Here is a 17,024-nt window from a genome sequence, read left to right as displayed (position 1 = left end):
GGTTGATGTTCACTCCTTCGGGTGGCCTGACGGGGGAGGACTCCCCCTGCCCTGTCGGCGCTGGCAAGGTCATTGCCACAGCGCGGGACACCGTTTCGCGCGCTCTCGCGCGCGGAGCTCTGGACCACCAGCGGGCCTTCCCGGCTGCCGGACGAGAATGCGAGCACAGGTGCGGAAGAAGAAGTTGCGCGAACCTGCAGGCCCGTCCCCCTCCATACCCTCCGAGGACTCCCCGCCTCCGCCCGCGGCGGCCTCGGAGGACCCCGGCCCGCCAGGCCCTTCCGCCTCCGGCACGGCTCCCGAGGACGTCGGCCGGGCCGCTCGCGGGCGGCGAGCCCGGGTGCGCAACCGCCTCCTGGTGTCGGTGGCCCTCACCGCGACCGCCGTGCTGTCCGCCGGAGCTCCCGCCGTCCTCGGTTCGGCCGACGATCTGCGGCGCTCCCAGCATCTGCTGGAGGACGCCGAACTCGCCCGCCAAGCGGTGTCGCTGTCCCACATCCTGGCCGACGAACGTGACGCCCTGGTGGTGGCGCTGGCCTCCGGTGACCCCGCCGCACCGGGGGCCGCCCTCGACGACTCGGCCCTGGCCCGCGCCGACCGCCGCGCCGGTCAGCTGCGGCCGGAAGCCGGTGCCGGGGTCCGCGAGCAGCTGGACGCCCTGCCGGCCATCCGGGAGGCCGCGCTGTCCGGGGAGAGCACCCCGGCCGAGACCCACGCCGCCTACACCGCGGTCATCGAGGCGCTGGACGGCATCGGCCGGACAGTGGCCCGGGTGAGACCCGGGCGGGCCGCCGACGCCACCGCCGACGCGCTGCCGGACCTGGCCCGCGCGGTCGAGGCGTCCTCGGCGACCCGCGCTCTGCTCCTGGCCGCGCTGGCGCAGGAGGACGGGACGGAGCTCCATCGCCTCGCCCGCACCAGCCATGCCCGGGAGACCGCCGCCCTGGCGGACTTCTCCGCCACCGCCCACCCCGAGGGCCGGGAGCGGTACGGCTCGGCCGTCACCGGCCCCGACGTCGACGCGGCCGAGGACGCCCTGCTGCACCTGCTGCTCCAGCCGTCCCCCGCGGCCGCCGGCCAGGACACGGACCCGGGCCGGGGCACGGTGCCGGGCCAGGAGGTCCTTCCCGGCCAGGACGCGGCACCCGGGGAGGACTCGGCGGGGCAGCCCGCCCCCGATACCCAGGAGGCCGGTGCCGCGCTGGCCGCCCGCACCGAACTGCAGCGCGGCGTGCTGGCCTCGCTGAGCACCGCACAGGTGCAGGCGCTGGAGCAGTTGCGCGACGACGACCTGACCGCCCTTCAGCTGCGGATCGCCCTGGTGGCCGCCGCGCTCCTGCTGGGCGTCGGTGTGAGCGTGCACACCGCCCGGTCGCTGACCCGCCCGCTGGCGGCCGTGCGGCTCGGCAGCCGACGCGTCGCCCAGGACCCGGCAGGCCAGGAGCCGGTCCGCTACACCGGCCGCAACGACGAGTTCGCCGAGGTCGTCGCCTCCGTCAACGCCCTGCACGCCCGTGCGGTCACTCTGGAGGAGCGTGCCTTCGAGGCCGGCGGGCTGCGCGAGGAGCGGGACCGGCTGGCCGCCGAGCGCGAGCAGTTGCTGCGCGAGTGCCGCGATCTGACCGGCCGGCTGGCGGACCTGCACGACGCCGTGCACAGTGCCTTCGCCCACCACGCGCAGCGCACCCTGTCGCTGGTGGGGGAGCAGATGGCCGTCCTGGGACGGCTGGAGGAGCGGGAGACCGACCCCGACCGGCTCGCCGTCCTGTTCACGCTCGACCACCTCTCGGCCCGGGTCCGCCGGCACGCCGAGAACGTGCTGCTGCTGGCGGGGGCCGAGCGGGCCACGCGGAGCGGCGAGCCGGTGGAGCTGATCGACGTGCTGCGCGCGGCCGTCAGCGAGATCGAGCACTACGAGCTGGTCGACCTGGTCCCTCCGCTGCCGGAGGTGGCCATCTCCGGTGCGGTGGCGCGGGACGTGGGTCATCTGATGGCCGAACTGCTGGACAACGCGACGGCTTTCTCCCCCGCCGGTGCCCAGGTGCGGGTGACCGCCCGGCGCGGCGCCGACGGGGGGCTCACCCTGGCGGTGGAGGACGACGGCATCGGGATGGCCGAAGGACGGATCGCCGAGCTCAACGACCGCCTGGCCTCCCCCGCGAACCTGTCGCCCCCCGGCCTGGACGGTGACCCGGTGATGGGCATGGGGCTCTACACCGTGGCCCGGCTCGCCGACCGGCACGGTCTGCGGGCCGCGCTGTCCGCCCGGCAGCGCGGCGGCATCACCGCCGAGGTGACCCTCCCCCGGGCGCTCGTGGAGGAGCTTCCGGGGGCCGGAGCGCTGCCACCGCCGCCCCCTGGCGCGGCAGCCGTGGAGGCGGGCGGCCCCGCCGAGCACGGGCGCGCCGCCGAGGGCCCGGCGGAGCCCGGCACCGGGCATATCGCGACCGCGTCCGCCGGCCGGGGCGATGCCCTGCCGGCGCAGCGGGCCGCCGAGGTGGACCCGGACGAACTGCGCAACCGGCTGGGCGGATTCCAGCGCGGTGCCCGGCAGGGCCACCGGGACGCGGCACGTCCGGCAGCGCCGCCCGCCGGGGAGGAGCTGCCGTCGTGAACGGACCGGACATCGCTGTGGAATCGTCGGTTCCCGGCAGCGGCGAGGCCGGCCCGGGCGGCGAGGGAGCGGGCGATCTGCGCTGGATGCTGGACCGGCTGGTCGAGGAGGTGCCGGGCCTGCTGGCGATCGCGGTGGTCTCCTCCGACGGACTGCCGCTGCTCTCCCAGGAGGCACCCGCCGCACCGGCCCCCGGCCCCGATGAGCGCGCCGGCCGCGCCGGGCCGCGGGGTGCCGCCGCGGGACTGGCCACCGTCGTGTCCGGGCTGGCGGGCCTGACCGCGGGCGCCGCAGAGCTGATGGACGGCGGCGGCGTCCGCCAGACTCTGGTGGCCATGGACACCGGAAGCCTGCTCGTCATGACGATCAGCGCCGGTTCTCTGCTGGGGGCGCACACCTCGCCGGACGCCGATCTGAGCGTCGTCGCCTACCAGCTCGCACTGTTCACCGGGCGGGCCCGGCACCTGCTCACCCCCGGGCTGCGGGCGGAACTGCACGGTGCCGCCGCGAGCAGGGCCGCCGCGCGCGCCGGGTCCGCGAAGGACGGGACCCGGGGCGCGGACGGGACGGGCACCGGCGGTGGTCCCGCCGCGCCGGGGCCGCTGCCGCGCCGCAGGCCCCGGGCGTTCCTGCGGGATCAGGGGCCGGGGGCCGCGGCGTAGTCGTAGCCGCTGTCGTCACCGCCGCCGGCTCCGGCCGGCAGCGGAGGTGGCGCGTAGTGGGCCAGCGGCCGGTCACCGGCGTCCGGGCGCACCGCGCCCAGCACGGGGTTGGCCGTCAGCGGGGAGACCTTCACCCGCGCGCCCGGCCGCGGGGCGTGGACCACCTGCCCGCGCCCGGTGTACAGGCCGACATGGGTCGCGCCGCGGAAGTACACCACCAGGTCGCCCGGGCGCAGCGCGGACAGCGGCACCCGCGGCAGCCGGGCCCACTGCTGCTGGCTGGTGCGCGGAATCGGCCGCCGGGCGTGCGACCAGGCCTGCGAGGTCAGCCCGGAGCAGTCGAAGGAGTCCGGGCCCTGCGCGCCCCACACGTAGGGCTTGCCGATCTGGCCCAGCGCCCAGTCCACCGCCCGGGCGCCCCGGACGGACGGCGGCCGCGCACCCGGGCGGCGGCCCTCCGCGCCGGTGAGCCCGGCGCCGGGCGCTCCCGGAGCCGCCGGCAGACCGGCCGTTCCGCCGGAGCCGCCCGGGTCCGACGGCCCGTCCGGGCCGGCCGCCCCCTCGCCGGGCCGGTCCGGCGAGAGGGCGCGGGCCTCCTCGTCCTCCTCCGCACCGAGCAGGGCCTGGAGTTCCTCGGCCTCGGCGGTCCGGCTGCGGGCCAGGGCGAGCTGTTCCTCCCGCTCCTCGGCCAGTGTCTGACGGCTGTCCAGTGCCTGGCGGGCCTGCCGGGCGAGCCGGACGGCGCGACGCTCCCCGCGTTCCAGCGCTTTCAGGGTCCTGGCCTCGTGCGCGGCCGCGCGCCGCAGCACCGCCCGGTGGCGGAGCGCGCCGGACGGATCGTCGCCGAGGAACAGCGCCAGCGAGGACGGCAGTCCGGTGGCACCCTGCCGGTAGTGTTCCCGCGCCAGGCGTCCCACGGTCTCCTGATGCGACGCCAGCTCGGTGCGGGTCCGGGCCAGGCGGGCCGAGAGCCGCTCGACGCGCTCCTCCTCACGGCGCAGCCGCCGCTCGGCGGCCCGGGACGCCTCGGCGGCCGCACCGGCCTGTTCGTAGAGGGCGCGGAGCTCGGCCGGACCTCCGGAGGGGGCGCCGCGCTCCGGGTACTCCGGGTCGGCGGCCGCCTGCGGGGCGGCCGGCAGCAGCAGCACGACGGCCAGGACCACTGTGCCGAGCCGCACGAGCGGGCGGCGCGGGAGGACGGGCACGGGCACCTCTTTCGCCGGGGCCGGACAGCCGGACCCGACGATCATGGGCACGGGAACGGTCCGGACGCATGCCGGGCGCCCCCGTCCGGGGGACGGCCGCCCCCGGATGGGCGGGAGTGCCGGAACGCCGCCGCGGCGATCCTCAGCGGCCGGGCCGCGACCAGGGCCAGCGGGGGCCGCCGCGGGGGGCCGCGCCGGGTTCGTAGCGGTAGCGCCAGCCGCGCGGCAGGCCCAGCCGCGGGGTGTGGCCGGCGGGCTCCAGCCGGTAGACGTGGACCGTCCCGGTGCGGCCGTCGTCGCCGGGAACCGGCACCTGGTAGGTCTTGGGGGGCCGCCCGGTGGGCCCCACCAGCACCGGCAGCACCCGTCCGTCCAGCGGCCCGCCGATGAACGGGGTGTCCTCGCTTCTCACGGCTCCAGTGTGGCAGCCGTGAGAAGCGGTGCCGCGCGGCGGATCAGTTCGTCGACCCGGCCGCCGGGCGGCTCCGCGGACAGCGCGGCCCGCAGCATCGAGGCGGTCTGCGGGTCGCGGGCGGCCGTGGCCACCAGCGTCGTGACGAAGTGGTCCAGCAGCCAGTCGCGCAGCTCCGTCAGCGGCGGCTCCTTGTTCTCGTCGAGCCAGATCAGCGAGGCGGCTTCCACCGCGGTGATCCAGGTGCGCACCGACATGCGCAGCAGCAGTCCGGGCCGGGTGACCTCCATGTGCCGCAGCACCTGTTCGCTCGCTGCCCGGCGCACTCCGTCCACGATCGCGGTGGTCCGGCCGGTCTCCACCACGCTGCCGCCCTTGAGCAGCGCGGTGAAGCCCTCCCCGTGCTCGTCGACGAATGCCAGGTAACGGTCCAGAGCCTTGGAGAGGCGTTCGCTGAGCGGACCGGTCTTCGGCACCACGAAGCACAGCTCCAGATGCTCGGCCGCGCTGTGCAGCGCGGCCTCGTACAGCTGCTGCTTGCCCCCGGGGAAGTACCGGTAGACCAGCGGCCGGGACACCCCGGCCGCGCGTGCGACGTCGTCGAGGGAGATCTCCTCCGGGGGACGCTGGGCGAACAGCCGCTGCGCGGTGCCGATGAGCTGGCCCCGGCGCTGTTCCACGCTGAGGCGCCGGTAGGCGGGGCCGGGCGGTACGGGGCGGCTGCTCATGGCTGTCAGCGTATCGGGCCGCACCGCCGGGTCAGGCAAGAAGGCCGGACTGCTTCCACATTCTGCGGCCGAGGCCCCGCAGCACCCCGACCTCGTCCAGGAAGTCGGTGAGCTTCCTGGCGCCGGACTGCATCACCTCGCGGCGGTGGCCGCTGGCGCGCACCTGGGCCACGGCTTCGCGGCGGTCCAGCCCGACGTTGGTGTACACCTGCGGGTTGATGAACGCCACGGAGAAGACGCGGGCGAACTCGCCGCAGGTGAGCCGGGTCATCTCGCGCTCCCAGCGGGGGGCCGTGCGCATCTGGCGGCGCAGTTCCTCGCGGGCGTACCGGACGTGGCGGGCCTCCTCCACCACGTGGATCCGGGTCACTCCGCGGACCAGCGGCTGGATCCGCTCGTCGGGGAAGGTCAGCCGCTGCATCCAGTCCAGCACCTCCTCACCGAGGAGGGTGGCGGTGAACGAACCCGGCGTGGTGGAGATGGTCTTGAACAGCCTGCCCAGGTTGTGGTGGAGCCGGGTGACCGGGTAGGCGGGGGTGCCGCTCTTGCCGATGAGGCGGGCGAACATCATCGAGTGCCGGCACTCGTCGGCGATCTCGGTGAGCGCGTAGCGCACGTGCGAGCTGGTCAGCGACTTGTCGTAGATGTGCCGCACCAGCAGCTGCATCAGGATGAGTTCGAACCAGATGCCCAGGGACGCGAGTGCCGCGCTCTCGTGCCGAGAGAGGTCGATGCGCTGTTCCTCGCTCATCTCGTACCACAGCGGGGTGTCGTAGAGGGAGACCAGCTCCGGCGGCCAGTACCACTTGCCCTCCTCCCAGGGGGCCTCCCAGTCCAGTTCGGTGTCCGGGTCGTAGGAGTGCCTGGCCGAGGAGGCCAGCAGCCGTTCGGCCACCTTCTCGCGGTCCTTGAGGGCCCCGAGGGCGTCGCGCAGTGCTTCGAAGTCGATGTCCGGAGCGGTGGTCATGGGGGAGCTCTCCTCACGGTACGACGGCTGCTCCCCTTATGAGACTACGTGTCAACAAGGGCGTCAATCCCCTGTGCGGCACGGGCCCGCCCGGGCCGCTCCGCGGGAGCGGCCCGGGCGGGCGCACGGCAGGGGGCGCCGGTCAGCACCACTCGGGGGTGTGGCGGACCTTGATGTAGTGGGCGGAGGCCCAGGCGTAGTAGCCGTTGCTCAGCAGGTACCACTCGTTGGTGTTGCCCACCCGGTCGGCGAGCGTCCGGCACAGTACGTGCACCCGCTTGCCCGCGGGGAGTGTGCCGATGACCCGGGAGTCCAGGGTCGGTGCTTCGCGGATGTGCAGCGGGGCGGTGGTCACACCGTTGACCTGGCCCCGGTGACGGTCGCGGTCGCGGTCGTGGTGGTAGCCGCGGGTGTCGTCGGCCGCCGGGGTGGCCGCCGCTGCGGGGCCGGTGAGGGTGGCTGCGGCCATGGCGCCGCCGGCCACGGCCAGAGCGGCATTGCGGAACACGGTTCGGAACATCTGATACCTCCTGCGGAGGGGGAATGGCGCCCGCGGGATACGGGAACCAAAGCGGTGCAAATGCGCCGAAATCAGACTAAGTTCCCTCAAGTGGGCCTGCAACTTCACCCGTACGCCAAGGCCGGGGACCTGCGCATACTCCGGATGGTCGATGCGGTGAGTGCCTCGTTCCGGCGAGGCCGCGGGTCCTCGCTCCGGCCGGCCATCCGGGAAGCCGAACCGGTTCAGCGCACATCCGGGGGCGGGGCGGGAGGCGGGAGCCGCCGACGGCGCCANTGCCCCGCGTCACGCGGGGCGGCCCGTTGGGATGCCGGACGGTTCAGCGCAGCAGCACGGGCAGTTCCTGGTGCCCGTTGGCGATGAACGAGACCTGCGGCACCAGTTCCTGAGGGGGAACGGCAAGCCGCATGCCGGGGAAGCGCTCGAAGAGTGCCGGCAGGGCCACGGCCGCCTCCAGGCGGGCCAGCGGTGCGCCGAGGCAGTAGTGCACGCCGTGGCCGAAGGCCAGGTGTTCCTTGTCCTCACGGGTGAGGTCGAAGGTGCCGGCGCTGTCGCCGTGCAGCCCGGGGTCACGGCCGGCGGCGGCGAAGGCGACCAGAATCGGGTCGCCCTTGCGGATCAGCACGCCCTCGCCCAGGTCGATGTCCTCCACGGCGAACCGCATCGGCATGTGGCTGATCGGCCCCTCGGCGCGCAGCGTCTCCTCGATGACATCGTCCCAGGTGGCCTTGCCGCTCTCCAGCAGCAGGCGCTGCTCGGGGTGGGTGAGCAGGGCGTGGGTCGCCTTGGCGATCAGGTTGACGGCGGTCTCCGCGCCGGCGCCGATCATCAGGATCAGGGTGGAGATGAGCTCTTCCTGGCTGAGCCTGGAGCCGCTCTCGTCGTCCCGGGCGGCCAGCAGACCGCTGGTCATGTCGTCCCCGGGGTGCTCGGAGCGGTAGTCGGCGATGGCCCGCATCGCCGCGTACATCCCCTCGACGTTGGCCTGGGCCTCCTCCGGGGTGGCGGAGGTGTCGAGCGCGGCGTCGATGACCCGCATGGTCTCGGCCCGCAGGTGACCGGGGACGCCGAAGAGCTCGCAGATGACCTCGGTGGGCAGCCGGTAGGCGTAGTCGGCGCGCAGGTCGACCGGTTCGCCGGCCGGGGCGGCTTCGAGGCCGGCCAGCAGTCCGGCGACGATCTCCTCGATCCGCGGACGCATCGCCGCGGTGCGGCGGGCGGTGAACGCCTTGGCTATGAGGTTGCGCAGCCGGGCGCGCTCGCTGCCGTAGGAGGTGAACGCGCTGGTGACCGCGACCCAGCTGACCAGCGGCCAGTCCGGGGGAATCTCGCCGTTGTACCAGGCGGGCCAGTGCTGTCTCGGGTCGCGGGAGACCCGGTCGTCCGTCAGGAGTTTCTTGATGACGTCGTAGCGGGTTACTGACCACGCCACCACTTCGCCAGGGAGCTCCACACGCGTTGCGGGCCCCTGGGTCCTGAGCCTGTCGGCCTCGCCGTGGATATCGGTTCCGGAGGGGTCGAGACGGCCGGGGCGGAGCTGGGTGTCGTCCATCGGTATTCTCCAGTGTTCGAGGTGGACTGGACTGAACTGGACAGGGCGGGGAACCTCACCGGGAGCGCGGTCAGCGTCCGGTGGAACGGCCCGGGCCGCCAGGTCAGATGCTCGACCGGGACCGCCAGGTCCATGTCGGGCAACAGGTCGAGCAGCTTCTCGATCGCGGTGGTGGCGATGACGTTGGCCGGGTCCTGGGCCGGGCAGACGTGCGGGCCGGCGCTCCACGCGAGGTGGGCGTGGTTGCCCGCCTTGCGCACGTGCGCCCCCGCCAGGGAGGGGTCGGTGTTGGCGGCGGCGTGGCTGATCAGGACGGGGACGTCCTTGGGGATCAGCACGCCGGGTGCGCCGGGGCGCTCCTTCAGTTCGTAGTCGTCGATGGCGTAGTGGAAGCAGAAGTTGGACATCGGCGACAGGGTCCACAGGACCTCGGTGAGTGCGTCGCCGATGGGCATGCTGCCGCCGGACATCTCACCGGCGAACCGGTCGTCGGTCAGCAGCAGCATCGTGGCCGAGGCGATCCAGGCCGTGGTCGGCACCGATCCGGCGCCGATCAGCACCACGAGCTGGTGGATCATCTCCTCGTCGCTCAGCCGGGCGGGGTGGGCCAGCAGCCAGGAGGTCAGGTCCCGGCCGGGGTGCTGCCGCTTGATGGCGATCAGTTCGCCCAGGCACATCGCCAGGTTGGCGCCCGCCTGCTGGGCGTCCTGGGAGGCGTCGATCATCCCGGCGCAGGCCGTGACCATGCGCTCCACGAGGGAGTCGGGGGCGCCGAACAGCTGGGTGAACACCAGCAGCGGCAGCCGGTCGGCGTACTCCGAGACGAGGTCCGCCGAGCCGCGCTGCGCGAACTCGTCGATGAGCTGGACGGCGCTGTGCTCGACGTATCCGCGCAGGGCGACGGGATCCACCTTGGCCAGGGCGTCGGTGACCGAAGTGCGCAGCCTGCGGTGCCGGTCGCCGTCGGCGAACAGCAGGCTCGGCCGCCAGCCCATCATCGGGATCACCGGGTTGTCCGGCGTCACCCGTCCCTCGTTCAGGGCGCGCCAGCGCCGGGCGTCCTTGACGAAGTTGGGGTGCCGCAGGACCTTGAGCGCCGCGTCGTAGCTGGTGACCAGCATGGCGTCCACACCGGGGGACAGCTCCACCCAGGCGGCCGGTCCCTGCGCACGCAGCTTGTCGTAGGTGCGGTCCGGGTCGGCTGCGAACTCGGGCCCGTACAGCGGGGGACCGGCGGGGGTGTGTCCGCCTCCCCGGTGTGCGGGGCAGCCCGGCGGCGGCGCGTCGATGGGGCCGGGTGGCTGGCTCAATGGTGGCTCCGAGCGGTTGTCAGACGGCCTGGGAAGGCCTGGTGTGCAGATACTGGACAAGGGTGATGAGCGCCTCGGTGGCCGACCTGCGGTCCCGGGCGTCGCAGGTGACGAGGGGGGTGTCCGGGGCGAGGTCGAGCGCCTCCCGGATCTCCTCCATCGGGTGCGGGGGCGCGCCGTCGAACTCGTTCACGGCAACGGCGTAGGGGACGTTGCTCTCCTCCAGGAGGGCGAGCACGGCGTCGGACTCCGCCAGCCGCCGGGTGTCGGCGAGGACGAGGGCCCCCAGGGCACCGCGGCTGAGGTCCTCCCAGAGGGTGGTGAACCGCTGCTGCCCGGGGGCGCCGAACAGGTAGAGCACGAGCTGGTCGCTCAGGGTCAGCCGGCCGAAGTCGAGGGCCACGGTGGTGGTGGTCTTGTGCGGGACGCCCGCGAGGTGGTCGACGTGCGCGCCGGCCTGCGTCATATTCTCTTCGGTGCGCAGCGGGCGTATCTCGGACAGCGAGCCGACGAACGTGGTCTTGCCGACCGCGAAGTGGCCCACGACGAGAAGCTTCACCGCCGTCTGGACGCTGGGCCGCAGGTACGTGTCAGCGGAGTGAACGGCGGAGTCCATCGAGCACCTCCTGCAGAATGTCGATGTCGGGGCGCTCGCTCGCGGGGATGGGCGCCCGGGTGGTGATGTGACCGCTGTCCACGAGGTCGGACAGCAGCACCTTGGTGACGCTGATCGGGAGCTCCAGATGGCTGGCGACCTCGGCGACCGAGAGCGCCCCGCCGTGGCACAGCTCCATGAGCCGGCGCTTCTCCGGGGTCAGCAGGTCCATCGACAGGTCGTTGCTGGCGATCACGAGGGTCACCAGATCGAAGGTGTTGCGGGTGGGGTGGGCGCGGCCGCCGGTCACCACGTACGGCCGGACCAGCCCCTTCCCGTTGCGCTTCCGGGGCGTCATACCGAACTGCCGGTGTGACGGGCGGGAGAGGTCAGTTCCTGCCCGAGTCTGCCGACAAGCTTGTGCATCCGGAAGGTGACCGCCTCGACATCGACCTTCTCCGATGCCGAGACGGCCAGGTAGGCGCCCTCACCAGCGGCGATGAGGAACACGAAGCCCTCGTCGAACTCGATCAGGGTCTGCCGCCACGGGGCGCGGGTGTCGCCCACGAACTCCGCGGTGCTGCGGCTGGTGGACTGCAGTCCGGCCAGGCCCGCGGCCTGCCGGTCGGCCTCGTCGCGGCTGAGGCCGGGGGAGTGGGCCCGTACCAGCCCGTCCGCGGACAGCAGGATCGCGTGACGGCTCTCGGGGACCTGGAGCACGTCGTCGAGCATCCATGCGAGCCGGTCGTTCAGCGAGTCGTTCATGCGTCGTTGTTCCCTTCATCGTGCGAATGGCTGGTGGAGCGGCCGAAGCGGGTGCCGCGCGCGAAGGCCCCGTTGACCGAGGCCGCGTCCTCCGGGGACCGGAGCTGCGTGCTGGTCGGCGGTGCCGCGGGGGTGCGGTCGGCGACCGGCTGACGGCGGCGGCGCCTGGGCAGTCCACCCGTGGTGGCCGGGGGGGCCGCTTCCGCGGTGGGTGCCGGCGCGGGTGCCGGTGCCGGTGCCGGTGCGGGGGCGGTGGCCCGGGCCGGGTCCTGCGCCTGCGCCGGGGCCGCCGGCGGGATGATGCGGGGCGCGGACGCCGGGTCCTGGGCGGTGACCGGTGCGGGAACGGCCACCGGCGGCTGCTCCGCCTCGGGGAAGGTGAGCAGGGAGTCGGGGAGGAACACCACGGCCCGCACGCCGCCGTAGGGCGAGCGGGAGTCGACGGAGACCTCGAAGCCGTAGCGGTTGGCCAGGACGCCGATGGTGGGGAATCCGAACTTCGGCGGGTCGCCCAGCCGGTGGATGTCCACGGTGGCGCGGCCGGTGAGGATGTCGGTGGCCCGCGCCAGCTCCTGCGGGTCCAGGCCGACGCCCGCGTCGTCGATGACGATGGCGAGTCCGTTGTGCGCCGGATGGAAGTTGACCTGGACGGTGGTGTCCGGGCGCGAGTGGCGGGCGGCGTTGTCCAGCAGCTCGGCGATGGTGAGCACCACCGGCTCCACCGCCCGGCTGGCGATCAGCCGCTCCTCCTCGGCGTGCACCTCGATGCGCTGGTAGTCGCGCACCCGGGAGGTGGCGCCGCGCACGACGTCCACCAGCGGCGCTGCGGACCGCTGCCGTCCCGGCCAGGCACCGCAGAGCACGGCGATGGCCTGCGCGCGCCGTCCGAGCTGGGCGTTGGTGTGGTCGATCTCCAGCAGCCCGGCCAGCACCTCGGGGTGGTCGTGCCGTTCCTCCATGCCGGAGATGGCCAGCTGCTGCTCGGTGGCCAGGGCCTGCAGGGCGCGCATCGAGGTGGCCAGGGTGGACTTGGTGGTCTCCCTGGCCCGCTGCCGCACGTCCTCCAGGGACCGGTGGAACAGCGCGGTGACCGACTGCAGATGGTGGGCGTAGGCGCTCCCGGTCAGCTGGGAGTGCTTCAGCCCCGGGGGCTGCTCGTCGGGGAAGTCCGCCAGTGCCGGGAGGCGTTCGGTGACGAGGTGGTGGAGCTCGTCCTCCCGGACACGGACGCTTTCCTCCAGGGCGGCCGCTCTCCTGCGGAGGTTGACGGAGACGTGGCGCTGACGCACCAGCAGAATGGAGAGGATCAAGGCGCCGGCCAGCGAAGACCAGAGCGCCACCTCCAGTATGTTCTGATTCATCGAGTCCTCAGGACGCCTGTGGGGTGAGGGGCTGGGGAGGGGCACCGGGCGCCGGCGGCCGTGCGGCCCGGCCGGACATGCCCGAAGAGCGTGGCCGCGTGCAACCGGCGGTCACGGGACGGAGGTTCGTTGACCGGGGCTCTCCCGCCGTAAGATGCGGCGGTACTCGGGCGCGGCGACTCCGTGAGGATCGCCCAGTCGCATGCAGTGCTCCCGGTTCGTGTCAGGAAACGGTTTCCGCCTCGCCTTGCCTCCTGTTACCCCCCGCGCATGCACCGTGGCGCAGACGCGCCGTCAGTATTCCACAGTCACATGCCGAAGCTCACCCGCAAGAGTGAACTCCTCAACTCGTCCACCGAGTTGACACAGATGGCTGACCAGCACTCATGTTCGACGGCGGCGCCCTCGTGGTGGTGAAAGCAATGGTCGGAGGCGGTCTTGCTGACGGTCCGTCTAGTTCTGGCCGGTGTCCATTTCGGCCCAGATCGTCTTGCCGTCCGCGGTGTGACGTGTGCCCCACGCCCGGCTCAGCTGCGCCACCAGCAGCAGTCCCCGGCCGCCCTCGTCGTAGGTCCGGGCCCGCCGCAGGTGCGGGGCGGTGCTGCTGGAGTCGGACACCTCACAGATGAGCCGGCGGTCGTTGATGAGCCGGAGCCGGATCGGGGCGCGGGCGTGCCGGATGGCGTTGGTGACCAGCTCGCTGGCCACGAGTTCGGCGACGAAACCGGTCTCGTCCAGCCCCCAGGAGGACAGCTGCCCGGTCACCAGTTTCCGCGCCTCGGAGACCACGGCCGGGTCGGCGCGCAGTTCCCAGGTCGCGACCTGCGAGGCGTCCAGCGCCCGGGTGCGCGCCAGCAGCAGCGCCACGTCGTCCTCGGGCCGCACCGGAAGCAGAGAGGAGAGGACCGCGTCCCCGGTGTTCTCCAGCGACAGGGACGGCCGCCGCAGGATCTCGGCCAGCCGGGCGGTCTCCGCCTCGCGGTCCCGGCCGCCCGCCTCGACCAGACCGTCGGTGTAGAGAGCCAGCAGGCTGCCCTCCGGCAGCGGGTACTCGGCCGACTCGAACGGCAGCCCGCCCGTTCCCAGCGGCGGCCCGACGGGCGGTTCGAGCAGCCGGGAGCTGCCGTCCGGCAGGACCAGGACGGGCGGCAGATGCCCGGCCCGGGCCATCGTGCAGACGCGGGAGACCGGGTCGTACACCGCGTACAGGCAACTGGCCCCGGTCTCTCCGACGGTGCCGGCGGGCGGTTCGGCGTCCGGGCCTGCCTCGGCGGCGGCCTCCGCGGCAAGCCTGGCCACCAGGTCGTCGAGATGGGTGAGCAGTTCGTCGGGCGGCAGGTCCACATCGGCCAGCGTCCGCACCGCGGTGCGCAGACGTCCCATCGTCGCCGAGGCCTGGACACCGTGCCCCACCACGTCCCCGACCACCAGTGCCACGCGGGCGCCGGACAGCGGGACCACATCGAACCAGTCGCCGCCGACCCCCTCCTCGACACCGGCCGGAAGATACCGGGAGGCGACCTCCACGGCCGCCTGCTCGGGGAGCTGCCGCGGCAGCAGGCTGCGCTGGAGTGCCAGAGAGGTGTTGCGTTCCCGCGTGTAGCGCCGGGCGTTGTCGATGGACACCCCGGCCCGGGCCGTCATCTCCTCGGCGAGCAGCAGATCGTGCTGGGCGAACGGCTCCGGGTGCCGGTGCCGGATGAACTTCGCCACTCCCAGGGTGATGCCGCGCGCCCTGATGGGCACGGCCATCACCGAGTGCATGCCGAACTCCCGGATGCGGGCGGCGCGCCGGGGGGCCAGCCCGGCCCAGGCGCTGATGGTGGGGGCGGACATCTTCCGCACCACCGCCCGGCCGTCGGACAACGACTCGGCCGCCGGCGAGAGAGGGGGATAGCCGGCCACCTCGCCCAGCTCCACGGCGGCCTCCGGAACCCCTTCCAGGACCGACCGGTGCGCGACGCGGCTCAGCGGAACCGGCCCGGAAAGCCCGCCGGGAGGCGGCTCCCCGCCGTCCAGGACGGCCGGCAGCAGGTCCACGGTGACGAAGTCCGCGAGGCCGGGCACGGCGACCTCGGCCAGCTCCTGGGCGGTCAGGGTGATGTCAAGGGTGCTGCCGATCCGGGCGCCGGCCTCGTTGACGAGCCGCAGCCGCTGGTGGGCCCGGAAGCCACTGGTCTGGTCGTGCGCGGAGAGTACGACCCCGTTCACTCCGCCGCCACCGGGACGGTCCCGCAGCGGTGAGAAGGAGACCGACCAGCGGCTGCGGCGGGTACGGTCCGCGGTGAACAGGGAGAGCTGCAGATACTGCGGGGTGCCCGTCCGCAGCGTCATCGTCATCGCGTCCTCGGCCTCCGTCCCGGCCGGGCCGACGATCTCCGACAGCCGCAGCCCGCGCATCTCGTCCCCGGTCAGCCGCAGCACCCGCTCCATCCGGGCGTTCACCCGCCGCAGCCGCAGGCCGTCGTCGAAGACCGCCATGGCGCAGGGGGCCTGCAGGAAGGCGTCCGCCAGCAGTCCGGCCGGGTCCGGGGAGGCGCCGTCGCCCGGGACCGGGGTCAGCAGCAGCCAGTCGGAGTCCCCCGCCTCCGGCACTCCGCGGTGACCGATCAGGTTCACGTCGACGTCGTGACCGTCGCGGTGGCGCAGCGTCAGCCTGCCGTTCCAGCGCTCCCTCACCGCCAGGTCCTCCGGGAGCAGCGGCGGGTGGTGGCGCTCCGCGAGCAGCCGGGCGGCGGGCATCCCCACCACGTCCGCGGGGCGGTGGCCCAGCAGGCGGTGCGCCCCCTCGCTCCAGGCGGTGACCCGCCCGTGGCCGTCGACGCGCGCCCAGGCGGTGCCGGCGGCCCCGGTGCCGAGGCCGTCCTCACCCGCGTCGTGGTGCGTCATCGCTGCTCATCCCGGAGGCGTTATCGCGAATACCGTTCCTGCCCGTGCTCCATACGATGGCATGGTTCCGGCCGTGATGTCCCCGATCCGGCGATTCCGCCGCGTCACGGCGTTCCGCGGGCCGGCCGGTGGCCCGCGGCCGACATCATCCAGCGCACCGTGCGGTTCACGTCCGACGGGGAGACGATGCCCGCCAGCCGGCCCTCCTCCAGCACCAGCACCCGGTTGTCGGCGCCGGGATCGAGCTGCGGCAGAAGGTCGGTGAGCGCGTCCTGGGGCCGGGCCGTCCGGGCCTCGGCCAGTGGCAGCATCACCTCGTCCACCGTGGTGGTCGCCCGTAGTTCCTCCGGCACCCGGCGTGCCCGCTCCAGTGTCACCAGTCCGGCCGGGGTGCCGTCGGGTCCGGCCACCGGGAACGCGGAGTGCCGGAACCGGTAGCGAGGATCCTCCAGCAGGCCCGTCACCGCGAGCCCGGTGGGAGCCGTCACGGGATCGGGGGTCATGGTCTGCCGCACGGTGACGCCGCCCAGCAGGTCCTGCATCTTGGCCTGCCGACCCTCCATGGTGGCGGCCGAGATCATGAACCAGCCTATGAGTGCGATCCACAGCCCGCCGAACGCCGCGGTCCACAGAAAGAGGTAGAGCCCCAGGGCGACCAGCAGCCAGCCGAAGATCTGGCCCGCCGTGGTCGCCCCGGCGGTCGCCCGCAGCCGGTCGCCGGTCAGCCACCACAGGAAGGCGCGCAGCAGCCGCCCGCCGTCCAGCGGCGCCGCCGGGATGGAGTTGAACAGCGCCAGCAGGATGTTGATCGCCGCCAGCCAGGCCACCGACTCCACGGCCAGCGGCGGGGCCCCGGTCCCGGCCAGCAGCCATGCCACGATGCCGAAGCCCACCCCGAGAAGCAGACTGACCAGCGGGCCGACTCCGGAGATCCGCAGTTCGGCGCCGGGACTGGGAGCCTCCGCCTTCATCCGTGCCGCCCCGCCCAGCAGCCACAGCACGATGTCGTCCACCTCGACGCCGTTGCGCCGGGCGACCAGGGCGTGCGCCAGCTCGTGCGCCAGCAGGGAGGCGAAGAACACCACCGCGGTGATCAGACCGACCGCCGCGTACAGCACCCACGGCCGGTCGGGATGGGCCTGCGGCAGCCGCCCGGCCGCGAGCACGAACGCGATCAGCCCGAAGATCAGCAGGACGCTCCAGTGCACCCCGATTTTGATCCCGCTGATCCGTCCCAGCGCCAGGGTCGGCCGCACCTGCTCTCTCCCCTCGTCGTGCCCGTGAGCACCTGTTCACCGGCCGGGCCGTGTGGTCCGGCCGGTGAGGGGCGGGTACCCGAGCTGCCGGGTCCCATGCGACGCCCTAGCATGGAAGACGGTGGGAAATGCCCGCTTTGTGCTGTTCGCGGGCCGACGCTCCCGGGCAGACGCTCACGAGCAGTCAC

At 73.6% G+C, this 17,024-nt stretch carries 14 protein-coding genes and 1 pseudogene; 2 read left to right on the top strand and 13 right to left on the bottom strand.

The genetic code is table 11. The features are described 5' to 3' along the window. The first annotated feature begins 340 nt into the window (after nt 1-340). Both ABD299_RS04255 and ABD299_RS04250 read left to right on the top strand, forming a co-directional pair. Complete coding sequence (locus ABD299_RS04255) at nt 341-2,614, top strand: nitrate- and nitrite sensing domain-containing protein (protein ID WP_344258935.1); 2,274 nt, start codon at nt 341-343, stop codon at nt 2,612-2,614. A gap of 86 nt (nt 2,615-2,700) precedes the next feature. Further along, a pseudogene (locus ABD299_RS04250) lies at nt 2,701-3,135 on the top strand (roadblock/LC7 domain-containing protein); the annotation flags it as partial. A 116-nt stretch (nt 3,136-3,251) separates the two neighbouring features. Here the strand turns inward: ABD299_RS04250 and ABD299_RS04245 are convergent. The 13 genes from ABD299_RS04245 to ABD299_RS04185 all read right to left on the bottom strand — a co-directional run bounded on the left by ABD299_RS04245 (nt 3,252) and on the right by ABD299_RS04185 (nt 16,836). Next, a complete protein-coding gene (locus ABD299_RS04245) occupies nt 3,252-4,481 on the bottom strand; it encodes a C40 family peptidase (RefSeq protein ID WP_344258934.1) in 1,230 nt (409 codons plus the stop codon). 142 nt (nt 4,482-4,623) lie between these two features. After that, entirely contained in the window at nt 4,624-4,893 is a 270-nt protein-coding gene (locus ABD299_RS04240) for a hypothetical protein (protein WP_344258933.1), read from the bottom strand. Beyond that, nucleotides 4,890-5,621 carry a TetR/AcrR family transcriptional regulator gene (locus ABD299_RS04235; RefSeq protein ID WP_344258932.1) on the bottom strand — a complete coding sequence of 244 codons (732 nt, stop codon included), beginning with the start codon at nt 5,619-5,621 and terminating at the stop codon, nt 4,890-4,892. Before ABD299_RS04235 ends, ABD299_RS04240 begins: the two co-directional genes overlap by 4 nt. 31 nt (nt 5,622-5,652) lie before the next feature. Continuing rightward, nucleotides 5,653-6,588 (bottom strand): AurF N-oxygenase family protein, encoded by a 936-nt coding sequence (locus tag ABD299_RS04230; RefSeq protein ID WP_344258930.1) that lies wholly within the window; start codon nt 6,586-6,588, stop codon nt 5,653-5,655. Between the two features lie 142 nt (nt 6,589-6,730). Then, nucleotides 6,731-7,108, bottom strand: a complete 378-nt coding sequence (locus tag ABD299_RS04225; RefSeq protein WP_344258929.1) for an SH3 domain-containing protein — start codon at nt 7,106-7,108, stop codon at nt 6,731-6,733. Nucleotides 7,109-7,427: 319 nt separating this feature from the next. Then, nucleotides 7,428-8,540, bottom strand: a complete 1,113-nt coding sequence (locus ABD299_RS04220) for a cytochrome P450 family protein (RefSeq protein ID WP_344258928.1) — start codon at nt 8,538-8,540, stop codon at nt 7,428-7,430. Further along, nucleotides 8,525-9,970 carry a cytochrome P450 family protein gene (locus ABD299_RS04215; RefSeq protein ID WP_344258927.1) on the bottom strand — a complete coding sequence of 482 codons (1,446 nt, stop codon included), beginning with the start codon at nt 9,968-9,970 and terminating at the stop codon, nt 8,525-8,527. The genes ABD299_RS04220 and ABD299_RS04215 overlap by 16 nt, the downstream gene beginning before the upstream one ends. 19 nt (nt 9,971-9,989) lie before the next feature. Next, nucleotides 9,990-10,586: a GTP-binding protein gene (locus tag ABD299_RS04210; protein WP_344258926.1), complete on the bottom strand. Its 597-nt coding sequence runs from the start codon at nt 10,584-10,586 to the stop codon at nt 9,990-9,992. After that, nucleotides 10,561-10,923: a DUF742 domain-containing protein gene (locus ABD299_RS04205; RefSeq protein WP_344258925.1), complete on the bottom strand. Its 363-nt coding sequence runs from the start codon at nt 10,921-10,923 to the stop codon at nt 10,561-10,563. The genes ABD299_RS04210 and ABD299_RS04205 overlap by 26 nt, the downstream gene beginning before the upstream one ends. Next, on the bottom strand, nt 10,920-11,330 hold the full coding sequence (locus tag ABD299_RS04200) for a roadblock/LC7 domain-containing protein (RefSeq protein ID WP_344258924.1): 411 nt from the start codon (nt 11,328-11,330) through the stop codon (nt 10,920-10,922). Before ABD299_RS04200 ends, ABD299_RS04205 begins: the two co-directional genes overlap by 4 nt. After that, entirely contained in the window at nt 11,327-12,691 is a 1,365-nt protein-coding gene (locus ABD299_RS04195; RefSeq protein WP_344258922.1) for an ATP-binding protein, read from the bottom strand. The genes ABD299_RS04200 and ABD299_RS04195 overlap by 4 nt, the downstream gene beginning before the upstream one ends. Nucleotides 12,692-13,144: 453 nt before the next feature. Continuing rightward, complete coding sequence (locus tag ABD299_RS04190) at nt 13,145-15,580, bottom strand: ATP-binding SpoIIE family protein phosphatase (RefSeq protein WP_344258920.1); 2,436 nt, start codon at nt 15,578-15,580, stop codon at nt 13,145-13,147. Between the two features lie 104 nt (nt 15,581-15,684). Beyond that, the gene (locus tag ABD299_RS04185) at nt 15,685-16,836 is read right to left on the bottom strand and encodes a site-2 protease family protein (protein WP_344258919.1); all 1,152 of its coding nucleotides are present in this window, start codon (nt 16,834-16,836) and stop codon (nt 15,685-15,687) included. Between the last annotated feature and the right edge of the window lie 188 nt (nt 16,837-17,024).

The organism is Streptomyces sodiiphilus (assembly GCF_039529215.1).
In the GTDB taxonomy this organism is placed as follows: domain Bacteria; phylum Actinomycetota; class Actinomycetes; order Streptomycetales; family Streptomycetaceae; genus Streptomyces; species Streptomyces sodiiphilus.
The sequence above is the reverse complement of the archived record's forward strand: the minus strand, read 5'-3'. Positions and strand labels throughout refer to the sequence as shown.

Coding starts and splice junctions, on each gene's coding strand:
- ABD299_RS04235 (WP_344258932.1), bottom strand. CDS start 5,621: ATGAGCAGCCGCCCCGTACCGCCCGGCCCCGCCTACCGGCGCCTCAGC.
- ABD299_RS04230 (WP_344258930.1), bottom strand. CDS start 6,588: ATGACCACCGCTCCGGACATCGACTTCGAAGCACTGCGCGACGCCCTC.
- ABD299_RS04225 (WP_344258929.1), bottom strand. CDS start 7,108: ATGTTCCGAACCGTGTTCCGCAATGCCGCTCTGGCCGTGGCCGGCGGC.
- ABD299_RS04210 (WP_344258926.1), bottom strand. CDS start 10,586: ATGGACTCCGCCGTTCACTCCGCTGACACGTACCTGCGGCCCAGCGTC.
- ABD299_RS04205 (WP_344258925.1), bottom strand. CDS start 10,923: ATGACGCCCCGGAAGCGCAACGGGAAGGGGCTGGTCCGGCCGTACGTG.
- ABD299_RS04200 (WP_344258924.1), bottom strand. CDS start 11,330: ATGAACGACTCGCTGAACGACCGGCTCGCATGGATGCTCGACGACGTG.
- ABD299_RS04195 (WP_344258922.1), bottom strand. CDS start 12,691: ATGAATCAGAACATACTGGAGGTGGCGCTCTGGTCTTCGCTGGCCGGC.
- ABD299_RS04190 (WP_344258920.1), bottom strand. CDS start 15,580: ATGACGCACCACGACGCGGGTGAGGACGGCCTCGGCACCGGGGCCGCC.